The organism is Agromyces sp. Y558 (assembly GCF_059445415.1).
In genome coordinates, this window is record NZ_JCAIUH010000001.1 from 1,793,183 (window position 1) to 1,806,673 (window position 13,491).

The 13,491-nt window shown below is 69.8% G+C and carries 15 protein-coding genes; 6 read left to right on the forward strand and 9 right to left on the reverse strand.

What is annotated here, in order from left to right:
- Positions 1-135 precede the first annotated feature (135 nt).
- Positions 136-741, forward strand: coding sequence for a TetR/AcrR family transcriptional regulator (locus AC1C2T_RS08430; protein WP_495362117.1), 606 nt, complete (start codon positions 136-138; stop codon positions 739-741).
- Positions 742-789: 48 nt separating this feature from the next.
- Here the strand turns inward: AC1C2T_RS08430 and AC1C2T_RS08435 are convergent, their stop codons facing one another.
- The 5 genes from AC1C2T_RS08435 to AC1C2T_RS08455 all read right to left on the reverse strand — a co-directional run bounded on the left by AC1C2T_RS08435 (position 790) and on the right by AC1C2T_RS08455 (position 5,315).
- Positions 790-1,308 carry a gluconokinase gene (locus tag AC1C2T_RS08435; protein WP_495384964.1) on the reverse strand — a complete coding sequence of 173 codons (519 nt, stop codon included), beginning with the start codon at positions 1,306-1,308 and terminating at the stop codon, positions 790-792.
- Positions 1,309-1,340: 32 nt separating this feature from the next.
- Positions 1,341-3,503 (reverse strand): ATP-binding protein, encoded by a 2,163-nt coding sequence (locus tag AC1C2T_RS08440; protein ID WP_495384965.1) that lies wholly within the window; start codon positions 3,501-3,503, stop codon positions 1,341-1,343.
- Between the two features lie 71 nt (positions 3,504-3,574).
- Positions 3,575-3,814 (reverse strand): hypothetical protein, encoded by a 240-nt coding sequence (locus AC1C2T_RS08445; protein ID WP_495384966.1) that lies wholly within the window; start codon positions 3,812-3,814, stop codon positions 3,575-3,577.
- Positions 3,815-3,845: 31 nt separating this feature from the next.
- Positions 3,846-4,622: a class I SAM-dependent methyltransferase gene (locus AC1C2T_RS08450; RefSeq protein WP_495385407.1), complete on the reverse strand. Its 777-nt coding sequence runs from the start codon at positions 4,620-4,622 to the stop codon at positions 3,846-3,848.
- A 267-nt stretch (positions 4,623-4,889) separates the two neighbouring features.
- Entirely contained in the window at positions 4,890-5,315 is a 426-nt protein-coding gene (locus AC1C2T_RS08455; protein WP_495384967.1) for a cupin domain-containing protein, read from the reverse strand.
- 80 nt (positions 5,316-5,395) lie between these two features.
- Here AC1C2T_RS08455 and AC1C2T_RS08460 point away from each other — a divergent pair, with 80 nt between their 5' ends.
- The gene (locus AC1C2T_RS08460) at positions 5,396-6,388 is read left to right on the forward strand and encodes an ArsR/SmtB family transcription factor (RefSeq protein WP_495384968.1); all 993 of its coding nucleotides are present in this window, start codon (positions 5,396-5,398) and stop codon (positions 6,386-6,388) included.
- Between the two features lie 39 nt (positions 6,389-6,427).
- Here AC1C2T_RS08460 and AC1C2T_RS08465 read toward each other — a convergent pair whose 3' ends face one another.
- The gene (locus AC1C2T_RS08465) at positions 6,428-6,829 is read right to left on the reverse strand and encodes a RidA family protein (protein WP_495362123.1); all 402 of its coding nucleotides are present in this window, start codon (positions 6,827-6,829) and stop codon (positions 6,428-6,430) included.
- Positions 6,830-6,920: 91 nt separating this feature from the next.
- On the opposite strand from AC1C2T_RS08465, the gene AC1C2T_RS08470 reads away from it, so the two are divergent.
- Positions 6,921-8,105 carry a hypothetical protein gene (locus AC1C2T_RS08470; protein ID WP_495362124.1) on the forward strand — a complete coding sequence of 395 codons (1,185 nt, stop codon included), beginning with the start codon at positions 6,921-6,923 and terminating at the stop codon, positions 8,103-8,105.
- A gap of 43 nt (positions 8,106-8,148) precedes the next feature.
- Here the strand turns inward: AC1C2T_RS08470 and AC1C2T_RS08475 are convergent, their stop codons facing one another.
- A complete protein-coding gene (locus tag AC1C2T_RS08475) occupies positions 8,149-9,141 on the reverse strand; it encodes a helix-turn-helix transcriptional regulator (RefSeq protein ID WP_495384969.1) in 993 nt (330 codons plus the stop codon).
- 61 nt (positions 9,142-9,202) lie between these two features.
- Between AC1C2T_RS08475 and AC1C2T_RS08480 the strand changes: the two genes are divergently transcribed.
- Positions 9,203-10,369 (forward strand): epoxide hydrolase family protein, encoded by a 1,167-nt coding sequence (locus tag AC1C2T_RS08480; protein ID WP_495384970.1) that lies wholly within the window; start codon positions 9,203-9,205, stop codon positions 10,367-10,369.
- Between the two features lie 33 nt (positions 10,370-10,402).
- On the opposite strand, the gene AC1C2T_RS08485 is transcribed toward AC1C2T_RS08480, so the two are convergent.
- Positions 10,403-11,194, reverse strand: a complete 792-nt coding sequence (locus tag AC1C2T_RS08485; protein WP_495384971.1) for an EI24 domain-containing protein — start codon at positions 11,192-11,194, stop codon at positions 10,403-10,405.
- 89 nt (positions 11,195-11,283) lie between these two features.
- On the opposite strand from AC1C2T_RS08485, the gene AC1C2T_RS08490 reads away from it, so the two are divergent.
- Entirely contained in the window at positions 11,284-11,889 is a 606-nt protein-coding gene (locus AC1C2T_RS08490; RefSeq protein ID WP_495384972.1) for a class I SAM-dependent methyltransferase, read from the forward strand.
- Between the two features lie 97 nt (positions 11,890-11,986).
- Positions 11,987-12,187, forward strand: a complete 201-nt coding sequence (locus AC1C2T_RS08495) for a hypothetical protein (RefSeq protein WP_495362129.1) — start codon at positions 11,987-11,989, stop codon at positions 12,185-12,187.
- Between the two features lie 269 nt (positions 12,188-12,456).
- Here the strand turns inward: AC1C2T_RS08495 and AC1C2T_RS08500 are convergent, their stop codons facing one another.
- Positions 12,457-13,428 (reverse strand): hypothetical protein, encoded by a 972-nt coding sequence (locus tag AC1C2T_RS08500; RefSeq protein WP_495384973.1) that lies wholly within the window; start codon positions 13,426-13,428, stop codon positions 12,457-12,459.
- Positions 13,429-13,491 lie beyond the last annotated feature (63 nt).

Below are 13,491 nucleotides of genomic sequence, written 5' to 3' on the forward strand. Positions count from 1 at the left end.
GTTTGTTCCCCTCGTCGGCTGTCTGAATTGGTTGCGAGTGGACCGGCTCCGCGAGTATGGTTACTAGTACGTCTATGTCGCCAGGGGATGCGCGAGCGCTGACGTGATCAGTCCAATTCCTGAGCGGAGCCCGAAGTGCACGATGAGACAACCGCCCCCGCGGCGAAGACATCGGGCGGCGCGAACACACGACAGCGAATTCTCGATGCCGCCAACGAACTCTTCTACAACCACGGCATCCGGGCGACAAGCGCCGACCGAATCATCGAGCAGGTCGGCATCACCAAGGTCACCTTCTATCGCCATTTCCGCACGAAGAGCGACCTCGTGGTCGCCTACCTGGAGCAGCAGTCGAAGGCCGAACAGGCTTGGATGAAGAGCACCGTCCACGCGGGAGACCCGCTTGCGACGGCACGCACCATCGCTGCCGGCATCGGAGCAGCGAGCTGCAGCCCAGGCTTCCGCGGATGTGCGTTCATCAACGCGGCTGCAGAGTATCCCGACCCCCAGGATCCCGTTCGCCGCGCCGTCGATGCACACCGGGCCTGGATGCTCGATCATTTCGCCGCGATAGCCGCGCAAACCGGCGGGAGCGACGTGCGGTCGGTGGCGAATCAGCTCATGATTCTCCGTGACGGCGCAATGGTCAACGGCTACCTGGGGGATCCATCCGCCATCGCAGACTCTCTCGAGGCGGGATTCTCCTCGATCCTCAGGCCGGTCGACGACAGCGGACGGTGAAAACCTCCGATTCGATCGACTTGCGTGGGCACAGGAACGCGGCGGCGCTCACGATCGGGGTGTGAGCGACTCGACGTCGGGGTGGAGCGCGATGAGCGCCCGCTCGACGATCGCAACCGAGCCGCCGGTGACGTCGATCGTGCAGCCGGCCTCGTCTGACGCAAGGGGCTCGAGTGTCGCCAGCTGCGAAGCGAGCAGGCTCGGCGGCATGAAGTGACCGGTGCGGGCGGCCGCGCGCGCGGCGAGCAGTTCGGGCGAGCCGTGCAGGTGCAGGAACACGGTCGACGGCGCGGCGGCACGGATGCGGTCGCGGTACGCACGCTTCAGGGCGGAGCATGCCATGACGATGCCCGTGTCCGCCGACCCGATCTCAGCGCCCACGAGGTCGAGCCATGGCCCGCGGTCGAGGTCGTCGAGAGCGACTCCCGACGCCATCTTCCGCCGATTCGCCTCGGGGTGCAGGTCGTCGGCATCGCGGAAGGGCACGTTCAGACGGTCGGCGAGCGCTCGGCCGATCGTCGACTTGCCGACGGCTGAGACGCCCATGACGACGACGTAGATGCCCATCGTCAGAGCCTAACCGCGTGCACGTCGCGCGCTCAGCCGGCAATCGCGAGGCGTTCGCGGATCGCAGACTGGTTCGCCTGGTCACCGGCGGAGTCGGCGAACTCGAGCGCCCGCTCGAGCAGGCGGCTCCGTTCGGCCGGCTCCGCCCGGTCGGCCTGCAGGATCAGGCTGCGCGTCGTGCAGCGCACGTCGCCGAGCCGGCGAAAGACGTCGACCAGCTCATCGAGACCGCTCGCGACATCCGGAACCCGGAGCGTCTGCTGCACCAGCTCGGCGTGCGCGAGCTCGTGCACGTTGCCCGCGGCGCGCGCGTACTCGGCGCACTCGGCCGCCCAGACGACCGCACGATCACGCTCGATCCCAGCCACGGCCGCGGTGTGGGCCATCATGTACCGGGCATTGCTCACATGGGTCGCGTCGCCCGCCCGCGCATACCCGCGCATGGCCGCGTCGAACTCGGCGATCGCACGCGCTGCCTCGGCGGTCGACGGGCCGCGCAACGCGATGCCACGCATCTGATGCACGGCAGCGAGCTCCCACTCGTCGTCGAGGGCCAGCGCGAGCTGTTCTGCCACGGCGAGATGCACGATCGCGGCGTCGGTGCGACTGCGGTAGGCGTCGGCGATTCCGGCGAGATGATGAGCGGCGAGCTGCGACCGGTCGTCGTCGGCGATCGTGAGGGCCCGCTCGGCGAGTTCTTCGACGAGTTGCACGTCGTAGTACGAGAGCCCGTTGCCGATGACCAGCAACTGGTCGGCGGATGCCGTGGACAGCAGCCGTTCGTCGCGCGCGGCTCTCGCGAGCGTGCGCACGCTGTCGACATCCGACCCGTACTGCTCGATGCCGATCGCGAGGTCGGCGGCGAGTACCAGGGCGCACGGATGCCCCGCCGCAAGCGCCCAACGAAGTGCCGCGTTCACCTCGGGGCAGACGCGCGCCGACAGGCTCATGGCCTCGGCACTGTCATCGACGCGTGCACGAACGATGAACTGGGATGCGAGGGCGGCGTAGTACTCCGCATGGCGTTCGAGCACTTCGCGCACCGTGGCGGCGTCGGTGCGTGCGAGCACGAACTCCCGCATGACCGCGAGCAGGCGGAACCGGCGTGGGTGCCCGCCGGTCGGCACGAGCATCGAGTGGTCGAGCAAGCGCAGCACGACCCCCTCGGCGCCCGGGTGCGTGACGGCCGCGGCGAGATCGACGTCGAACGTTCGGGGGAGTGCGCCGAGTCGGCAAAGCACCTCTCGCTCATCGTCGGTGAGCAGGTCCCACGTCCATTCGAACGCCGTGTCGAGCGTGCGATGACGGCCCATCGGCACCGCGCGGTCGAGCATCGCGAAGTCCCGTTCGAGACGCGAGGCGAGTTCGGCGAGCGAGAGGTGCCGCGCGCAGGCGGCCGCGAGTTCGATCGCGAGCGGCAGTCCGTCGAGCCGCGTCGCGATCTCGCCGGCGAGGTCGCGTTCGGCGGGGGTGGTGAGCTGCCCTCGATCACCGAGGCGGTCCAGGAGCATCTCGGTCGCCGCGGCATCCGTACCCTCGACCGCAAGCGGCGCGAGCGTATGCACTTGCTCGGCCGTGTCGCCGATCGGGGTGCGCGAGGTGGTCAGGATTCTGAGGCTCGGGGTCGTCGCCTGCATGAACGCGGCGACCTCACCGACCATCGGGCCGACCCGGTCGATGTTGTCGAGCACGAGCAGGTAAGGGCGGGCGCCCAGGGCGACGGCGATCGAGGCCGAGACGTCGGCGCCCGGCGCCGATTCGAGATCGAGCGCTCGCGCAATGCGGGCGACGACATCGTCGGGCTCCGCGTGCTCGAGTTCGACGATGACGGGTGCGCGCTCGCCATGGCGCCTCCTCGCGAACTCGAGCGCGAGCCGTGTCTTGCCCACGCCGCCGGGGCCGACGATGGTCACCCACCCATGGCGATCGACGAGATCGGCGACGGCCCCGAGATCGGCGGTACGCCCCACGAAAGCATTGCGCGGCAGGCGAACGGATGCTTCGTGCCGGTCGCCCGCGGCGACCATGAGCGCGGCCCGGCTGTCGGCGCCGAGCTTGCGGCGAAGGCTCGCCACGTGGCTCTCGACGGTGCGCACGGAGATGAACAACTCCGCGGCGATCTCGGGGTTGCTCAGGCGCCGCTCGATGGCGGCGAGCACCGCGCTTTCGCGTGGCGTGAGCGGGTGGCCGGCCACGACGCCCAGTGTAGGCCTGGGCGTCGCGCGCCGCACCGGTGCGTCCACCCGGGAATCGGCATCGGCGAGCGTCACGACGCGATCGGGGTGGGGCCGCCGCCCGGGGCTGCGTGGCTCGTGGAGTGCACCGCCCAGGTGAGGCGGCGGCGCCAGCGCACGAGGAACGGCGGCCGCGCGACATCCGTCACCTGCACCTCCGCCTCTTCGGCGGCGCGCTCCGCGATGACGCGGCGCTGCTCGAGCTCCCGCAGCAGGCGTTCTTCGCCTCGTTGATGCAACTCGAAGACGAGGTAGTCCTCGCTCTGGTACATGACAGCTCCTTCGGGTGGGGCCCTGACCGCGTCAGGTTCGGCGAGCGGTGACGAGCAGGTACTCCCACTGCATCGCGTCGCCGGCTGAGCGGAGGCCGTGGGATCGGGCGAGTTCGACGAGAGCATCGTCGAGGGCTCGAACCTGGTCGGGGTCGTCGGCGATGCGGCCGTACACCGCGATCGTCGGACCGTAGTTTCGCTTGAAGTAGTCGCGGAACTCCTCGGGTGAGTCGAACCGGTCGATGGTGACGCTCTCGCGTCGTGCGGTGAACTCGTCGACGCCGTCGCCGAGCAGTTCCCGCACGTGGTGCTCGTCGCCCCAGAGCGGTGCAGGCTCGGCGCCCTGGGGCAAGGGGGCCGCGAACGGCTTCATGGTTCGGAACATCTGGCCGATGAAGCCGTCGGGCGTCCAGCTGAGCAGGCCGATGCGACCGCCGGGGCGGGTGACGCGCAGCAGCTCGCCCGCGGCCTGCCGATGGTGCGGTGCGAACATGACGCCCAGACAGGAGACGACCGCATCGAAGGCCGCATCGTCGAACGGCAGCGACTCGGCGTCGGCCTCACGCCACTCGAGCGCAGCCCCCGCCTCCTGTGCGCGTCGTCGGCCGACATCGAAGAGCTCGGGCGTGAGATCGCTCGCCACGACGGTGCCGCCCCGAAGTGCGGCGGGGATGGCTGCGTTGCCGGAGCCGGCCGCCACGTCGAGCACGCGGTCGCCCGGGTTCACCCCGACCTCGTCGACGAGGGTGGCGCCGAGACTCCAGACCAAGTCTGAGGCCAGTGTCGGGTAGTCGCCCGACGCCCACATGGTGCGGTGCTTCGCCTTGAGGGCCTGATCGGCCGGGTCTGCTGCGGGTCGAGCGTGTCGGGACACTTGCTCGGGCGAGGCTTCGGCAGGCTCAACCTGCAGGTTCACGGGTGATTCGGTCATGGTCGTCTCCTCGACGCACTCGGATGAGAAGGATCCGCCAATCGTGCGCGCGTTCGACTGGCGCCGCATCCGTGCAGCACACTGAGATTTACTCAGTGTCAGTGCTGACCAGTTTCGGCTGAGGTCGCCCGACCTCGCGCGTGGTCACTCGGCGAACTCCTGCTCGATCACGTCCGACGCGTGGATGCACACCATGCGCAGTCGCCCGGCGCCACCCGCGACGAAGCGGTGCCACGCTCCGGCCGGAGCGGTGGCCGTGTCGCCGGCAGTGGCGACGAACTCCTCGTCGCCGATCGTCAGGTGGGCCTCGCCGTCCAGCACGATCCACGTCTCGGAGTACGGGTGGCGGTGCAGGCCCGGCCCCTGCCCGGGTTCGTTGTCGACGAGGAAGTACGAGACGGCGGCGCCGTGCTCACGCCCGACGAAGCGCAGGGTGCGGCCGGTTCCGAGCCGGATGAGCTCGGCGGGCACGATGGGTGGTGTCGGCGCGGGCGTCTTCGTCGACGCCGTGCTCGGCAGGGTCGGCGTGACTGGAGCCACGGTTGCGGGCGTCGGTGCTGCGAGGTTCATGGGGTGCCTTTCGTCGACATGAGCGGTAATTCGTTGAGAACAGGCTCCGCCCGCGTCATCCGACTCGATAGCATTTCGATGTGGATCGAAAGTTCGTGGATTTCAGACTGGCACCCGATGACATCTCGGCGATCCGCTTCGGTGTCTCGCCGGGGCACGAACTGAGCCATGCGATGCGCGTACTGCAGCGGCCCGCCGAGCAGCCGAGGCAGTGGGGCTGGCTGCGCAGCGTGCGCGAACGGGTATCGCAGCAGCCGTTCGAACTCATGGCCGTGATCGTCGGCGAGGCCGGGTATTTCCCCGACTTCCTCACCGCGACGCCGAGCTGGGACATGAGCCCGGCCGATGAAGCTGCGCGACTGCGGGCCGTGCGCCCAGAGCTGCTCCGAGCCGACCTCACCAAGATGCTCGCCCGCTCAAGCGGCCACCGGCACGAGGCGATCGCCCGCATGATCGAGCACCCGATCCGCGCCAGAGGCATGATCGCCGACGCGTGGGGCGAACTCTGGGACTCGCTCCTCGCCCCCGTCTGGCCGCACCTCGAGCGGATCCTGCGCGCAGACATCGCTGTGCGGGCTCGCCGCGTCACGACCGAGGGAATCGCCGTGATGGTGGCCGGGCTGAACGAATCGGTCACGTGGCACAGCGATGCCGTGCGCGTGCGTCTGCGCCAGCACAGCGAGCTCGTCGACTGCCGAGGGAGCGGGCTCGTGCTCGTCCCCTCGGTTATGAGCGGACTGGGATGCACGGTGCTGACCGAGCGGCCGGCGCAGCCGACGCTCTTCTACCCGGCGCAGGGCGTGACCGAGACGTGGGCGCAGGATCCCGCGGCGGCATCGCGCTCGCTCGGTGCCCTGATCAGTCCGGCGCGCGCCGAGATCCTGCTGAGCTCGCACGACCCCCGCACGACCTCGCAAGTCGCCACCGATCGTGGCATCGCCGTTTCGACGGCCTCACATCACCTCTCGGTGCTGCGCGACAGCGGACTCATCGCGAGCGTGCGCGACGGTGCTCGAGTGCTGCACTCGCGCACGCCACTCGGCGAGGCGATGGTCGGCGCCGCGATTCGCTGAGCGGATGTCGAGGGGCACGCGGCGACGGCATCTGCTCACTCAGGCCGGAATCACCGCAGCGATGGCGCTCACCTCGATGAGGGCGCCCGGCACGCCGAGCGCCGCAACCCGTGCGGCTGTGACGAGCGGCGGAGCGCCGCCCGTGGCGAGCCGCGGCGCGATGGCGCCGTATGCGGCACCGAGGTCGGCGTCGGCGGCGATGAGCACGGTCCACTGCACGACGTCGGCGAGCGATGCGCCCGCCGCTTCGAGTGCGATGGCCGCGTTGTCGATCGCGCGGATCGACTGCTCGGCAACGTCGCTCGAGACGACCGCGCCAGTGGTGTCGACGCCGTTCTGGCCGCCCACGAAGATGGTCGCGGCGCCGGCGGGCACGATGGCGACGTGGCTGAACGCCGGACTCACGACGAGCCCGGCGGGTTGCAAAAGGGTGATCTCCATGGGCTTGACGCTTGCATGAACCTCTGACAACACGCGGCAAGCCGTGACGACCGGATTGCCCAACCGGGCCGTGAACAGCGATACTGCACGGGTGACCCTCGAACCCATCGCGGGCCCGGCGCCCGAAGCCGTCGTGCCCTCATCCTCTGCCGCGCCCCACTTGCGGCGCACCATCACGTGGCTGGTGATCGGCGCGGCGTTGTTCCTCCTCGCCGCCGCAGCGATCCTCACGACCCATACGATCGCGAACCTGAGGTTCACGTCGGCGGTCGCCGCCCACCGTGCAGCGGTGGCCGAGGCGAAGGTGGTCAGTGACTCGACGGGCGTCGTCGAAGCGGATGCCGCCGAGACCGCCGAGATCGCGACATCGCTGCTCGCCGCACCCGACGGATTCGTCGACACCGTCGCCAAAACCGATCTGTCGGCCGTGGCCGGCGAGCTCGGCGCGCTGATCGAGGCGGCACCCGACTTCGAAGTCGAATCAGCTGAACCGACGGGGCCGTTGCCGCGCCCGGTCTGGTACGCCGATCTCGATGCCGCCTCCGAAGCGCTCACCGCCGAGACCGAGCGGTTGCACGACGGCGCCGACGAATCAGAGCGCCACGCGTCATCCGTGGCCGAGGCCGACAGCGCCACCGCCGATTCGGGGCTCGTGTTCGTCGAGGCGATCGCCCCCGTCGCAGCCTCGATCGAAGCGGCGAACGGCTCGGCGCGCAATATCGAGCACATCGACTTCCGCAACGCGGTCGAGCAGCTCGCGGGTGGAACCTGGGGCTACGACGCTCCTGCGCGGGTCGACGAATACGTGGTCGCCGCCACTGCGCTGCAGTCGACGCACGCCGCCGAGGAAGCCGAGAAGGCCGGGCCGCTGTACGGGCAGCGGGTCGCCGTCGAGGCGTACGCGCGTTCGATCGCGGGCGGTGTGCTGCTCGAGTTCGACTGGGCGCCGATCGTCATCGGCTACGGTGACAACGGCTCGGCCGGTGGAACGGCCACGTGGGACACGTGGGAGGGCGGCCTCTCGACGATCACGCTCTCGAACAGCATCGCCGAGCAGTGGGGCGACCCGCTCATGGTCGCGCTCGTCACGCACGAGGTGGGTCACGCCATCACCTCGAAGTGCTACGACATCGTCGGCGAATACGCAGACAACAACGAGCCGTGGGCCGTTGCGTGGGCGATCGGCATGGGACATACCGACCCCAACGGCAACGGTGAATGGCTCTACGGTCATCCCTCCGACGAGCTCATCGAGCGCTCGAAGACGTGCCGCTGAGCTCGAGCCTGCACGCTCTCGAATCGATCGGCGTCCGATCGCTTCAGACGGTGATGTTCGCTGCACGTGCGTACCGCTCGCTGAGCGTCAGCAAGAGCGGCCGGAGCTCGGCCGGCGAATCCACCGAGAAGTCCATGCCCAGCATTCCGATATAGGCGGCGATCGTGTCGAGCGAGTCGGCGCCGGTGACGAGGACCGACTCTGTGTCGGAGACCACTTCGACGACGCCCACCGCGTGGTTGATGCGTGCGAGCACGGCGTCGGCGGGTGCTGCGATACGAAGGCGTGCGTTCACTTTCCACCCGCTCGCGGCGATCGAGCGCATGGCGAACGCCGTGTAGTCCCCGCCCGGCAACGAGGCGGGCGCAAAGCGCCGTCGCGTCGGCATGCGCGGTTCGATCCAGTCGGCCCGGAACGTGCCCCACTCCTCGGTCGACGGGTCGCGCCCGACGAGATACCAACGGCGCTGCCAGCTGAGCAGCCGGTACGGCTCGATGAGGCGGGATGCGCCTTGGTAGTCGAACCGGAACCATTCGATGTCACGGATGGCGCCGGCAATCGCCGTGAGCACGGCCGCGTCGACCTCGGGGTCGGGCGCGTCGGTGCCAGTGTTCTCAGGCGCTCGCTCGACGACGGTCGCGAGGGCTGCAACTGTCGGCCGCAGTCGCGAGGGGAGCACCTGCTCGAGCTTGGAGAGCGCGCGGGAGCTCGACTCCTCGACGCCCGAGATGCCCGTCGCGGCGCGCAGACCGATCGCCACGGCGACCGCCTCCTCGTCGTCGAGCAGCAGTGGGGGCAGTTTCGCGCCGGCCCCGAGTCGGTAGCCGCCGGCGGCGCCGCGGGTCGCGTCGACCGGGTAGTCGAGCTCGCGCAGCCGGTCGATGTCATTGCGGATGGTGCGAGGCGTCACGCCGAGTCGGGCGCCGAGTTCGGTGCTCGTCCAGTCGGGCCGCGTCTGCAGCAGGGCGAGCAGGGCGAGCAATCGTGTGGCAGTGTCGGCGATGACGAGAGCCTCTCGGAGGGCTCCGGGAAACAATCTCCGGGAACTGTTTTGATTAGGAACTGAACGTGCCTATATGCACCGTACCGTCGAAGACATGAACGACACCACCGCAACCGGCACCGACATCCGCCCCTTCCGGATCGAGGTCGCCCAGACCGAGATCGACGACCTGATGGAGCGTCTCACCCGCACCCGCCTGCCGCAGCCCGCACCGACCGACGACTGGGACGCCGGCACCCCGAACTCCTACCTCCGCGAGGCGCTCGACGCATGGCGCACCCTCGACTGGCGTGCTGTGGAGGCCCGCATCAACGCGTTCCCGCACTTCGTGACCGAGGTCGACGGTCAGGACATCCACTTCATCCACGTGCGTTCGGCACATCCCGGTGCGACCCCCCTGCTGCTCGCCCACACCTACCCGGGTTCGTCCGTCGACTATCTCGAGCTCATCGACCTGCTCGTCGACCCGGTCGCGCACGGTGGTCGCGCCGAAGACGCCTTCGACGTCGTGATTCCTGATGCCCCGGGCTACGGCTTCTCGAACCCGGTCGCCGAAGCGGGCTGGACCGTCGCCCGCGTCGCCCTCGCCTACGACGAGCTCATGCGTCGCCTCGGATATGCCGAGTACGGCATCCACGGCTCCGACAACGGCGCGATGGTCGCCCGTGAACTCGGACTCCTCGACCCCGAGGGCTTTCTGGGACTGCACGTGCTGCAGCTCTTCTCGTTCCCGAGCGGCGACCCCACCGAGTTCGAGCACCTCACGCCGCAGGACTACGTGGGGCTCGAGCACATGCAGTGGTTCCAGTCGGTCGGCGGCTACAACACGATGAATGCGAGCCGCCCGCAGACCGTCGCGGTCGGCCTCAGTGACTCGCCCATCGGACTGCTCGCGTACAGCGAGCTCTTCAACTCGTTCGGCAACGGCACCTCGCTCGTCTCGCTCGAGCAGATCATCACCGAGGTGAGCGTCAACTGGTTCGCGAATGCCGCGGCTGGCATGAGTCGCAGCTACCTCGAGAACGCCCGTGCCGCCGCCGAGCCGCAGGTCAGCGCTGCGCGCACGGGAGTCGCGGTCTTCAAGGACGACTTCCAGACAATCAAGGTCTTCGCCGAGCGCGACAACTCGAACATCGTGCACTGGAGTCGCTTCGAGCAGGGCGGCCACTTCGCGGCGCTCGAGGTGCCGGAACTCGTCGCCGGCGACATCCGTGCCTTCTTCAGCGCGACACCCTCCGTCCGACCAGTTGCGCCGAGCTGAGCGCGTGGTTGTGAAGCGAGCAGATCAGCGCGATCACGCACTGCCCTGGCGGCGGTGATCGGCCGCTGATCCTGAATCTCGTCGGAGAACCACTGGCGCCGAGTCGAGTGCGGCCCGGGCGAGCATCGTCGAACCGGCGACCGCCGCCGGCATGGTGACCACCGCTCCGAGCGGCACCATGAAGCACAGCTGCGTGGCGACGCCGAAGCCGAGCATCTCGGCGCGATGCCCGCGCAGCAGTGCCCTGCGCGCCTCCGAGGTGATGCCTCGGGCCTCGAAGGCTCGCGCGGTGAGTTCGCGGGCGAGCAGCCATCCCGACAGCGCGACGCCGAGCACGGGCGCGGCGATCGCACCGATCAGCGGCACGAGCCCGACGAGGCCCACGACGAGCGCCGAGACGACGCCGAGGGCGACGAGCCCGGCGGCATCCGCGGCTGCGCGCCAGAACCCGGCTCCGCGATCGGGCACCTCGCCGCCGAGTTCGAGTTCGACGGCGCGCCAGATGCGCTCGTAGAAGGAATCGCCGACGGCGAGCGTGAGCGCCGTGAACGTGACGGCGGCGAGCAGCACCGCGCCCGCGAACGTGACCGCGGCGAGGGCGATGCGCAGCGAAGCAGCCCAGAACTCCTGCCACGCATCGGCGAACGGCGTCGCCCAGTCGACGATGGCCGGCAGCTGGATGCCGAGCGCGACGAGTGCGGCGACCACGACCGCGAAGACGATCGCCGCAGGGATCAGCCCGAGCAGCATGACGCCGGGTCGCCGCCGCCAGAAGCCGAACCCGCGCACGAGCAGGGCCGCGCCCGACAGGAATCGCCTGAGCATCGCACCAGCCTAGCGATCTGCTCCGGACAGATGTCTCGTCCTCTGGAGCGCGAGTTGACGCGCGCCCGCCGACGTGCTCGCATGGCGGCATGGAACAACGACGCCCTGCCGCGACATCCGGCCTCATCGGTGACGACGAGCTCGACGACCTCGAGCGCGAGTTCGTCGGTCGCGTGCGCGGGCGGGTACTCGAGATCGGCGCGGGGGAGGGCGAGAACTTCGGCGCGCTGCATCCCGACGTCGATTGGGTCGGCCTCGAACCGGATGCCGCGCGGCGGGCCGAACTCGCCACGCGCGCCCGCGAGTGGCGCCATCACGGCGAACCACTCGACGCGCGGGCCGAGTCGATTCCGTTGCCCGATCGCTCGGTCGACGCCGTCGTCGCCACCTACGTGCTGTGCTCGGTCGACGACCTGGCGATGGCGCTCGCCGAGGTGCGGCGCGTGCTCGCGCCCGGCGGCCGGGTGGTGTTCATCGATCACGTCGCCGCGCCCCCGCGCACCGCGAAGCGCGCCCTGCAGCGCGTCGCGACTCCGTTCACGGCAAGGTTCTGCCACGGATGCCACTGGGACCGCGACACCGGGCGGGCGCTTGCCGATGCGGGGTTCGTGGGCGACGACGTGCGCCCGCTCCGCGTGCGTTCGATGCCGTTCGGCGCTGTGCCGACCCTGCTCTTCGACGGGCACGCGCCTTGATGGCGACGGCGGTCGAGTCGCCCCCGCCGGCGAGCGGCGCCAGCGGGCGAATCGCGCCCGCCGTGAGGCATCCGTCGCCCTCGACTACCCTTGAACCATGAGCCGCACCGTCTGGACCGTCATCGGCGTGATCGTCGCCGTCGTCATCGCATGGTTCCTCGTCGACGTCCTGTTCAGCCTGCTCTGGTTCGTCGGCAAGCTCGTGATCGTCGCCATTGTCGCCGTGATCGTGTTCTTCGTGCTGCGAAGCGTGTTCGCGCGTCGCGGTTCCGATGGACAGGATTCGATCGAGCGCTGAGCGCCATTCGTCCACGGCTCGTGGAACCGGGTGCCGGCTGCCGGACATCCCTGAGTGCGCGCACTCGCGCACGAAGGGAATCGAAAATGCCTGCGAACTCCATCGACCCCGCGGCGGTCTCGCTGCCGCCCACCCAGCCCGTCGACATCACGACGTACGTCGCCGATCTGCTCGAGCAGTCCCGCGACTGACGCGGCGACGGCGCGGAGCCGAAGCATTCCGCGCCGTTCGCGTCGGGACGGGCGAAGGCACCCGCGGCTGACGGCCGGTCAGTCGAGCGCGGCCTGCGCCTCATCGGCTGCGGCGCGAGCTTCACTCGCCGACCGCGCCGCGCGGTCGTGCTCCCGACCGAGCGGGCGGAGTTCGCGTTCGGCATCGCCGAGTTCGGTCTCGACCTCGCGCAATCGCTTCTCGAGGTCGTCGCGTTGCTCGGAGCGATCGTCGATCAGTCGGCCGAGCGTCGCGATGCGCTGCTCGAGATCGTCGAGCGCTCGTTCGGCCTCCGCCGCTCGAGCGACGGCCTCCCGTGCCTCCCGTGCTGACCGCTCGGCCCGCTCTCGCGCGTCGCGTCGTGCCGCCTCCGCGCTCACCTGCTCGGCCGCTCGGGTGCTCGCCTTCGCCCCCGAGCCGGTGCCGCCGCTGTCGTCTTCGGTCTCGTCTCCGGCACTCGGCGCCGTCGTGCCGTCCGATCGCCGGCCGTGAGCGTCGCTGCGGCCTGGCGCATCCGCATCCGCATCGCCGCCGGCCACCGCGCCGTCGAGATCGACCTCGCGGCCGACGGCCTCGAGGCTGCGAACGAGCCGTCCGGTGCGCACGGCGTCGGCGGCAGAGGCATCCGACATCGCCGCCTGCATCGTCTGGGAGACCTCGTCGAGCACCGGGCTGCGCACCGGGTTGCCGAGTGACTCGGCGAGCTCGCCGGCCTCGCGGGCCAGTGCGGAGACGAGCTGGCGGCGTTGCCGGGCGAACTGCGCGAGCGTTCCGGCGTCGAGTTCGTCGCCGGCATCGCGAAGCTGGGCTCCGAGGCCGATGATCGAGTCGACCTGCTCGCCGCGATGCCGAACGAGCTGGTTGACGAGCCACGCCGCAGGCGATGGGCGACGCAGCTCGCGAACACCGGCTGCCAGTTCGCGATCGTCGGCAGCGACCGACTTGGCGTGCTCGTTGCGCGCCGCGGTGAACGCATCGGGCAGCTGCGCGTACAACTCCTCGGCGATGTCGGTCAACGATTGCCCGGGCACACACTCATCCTCGCCGATCCCGGGTCAGGGAGGAAGGACCGGCGCGGCGCACGCGGGTGCGAT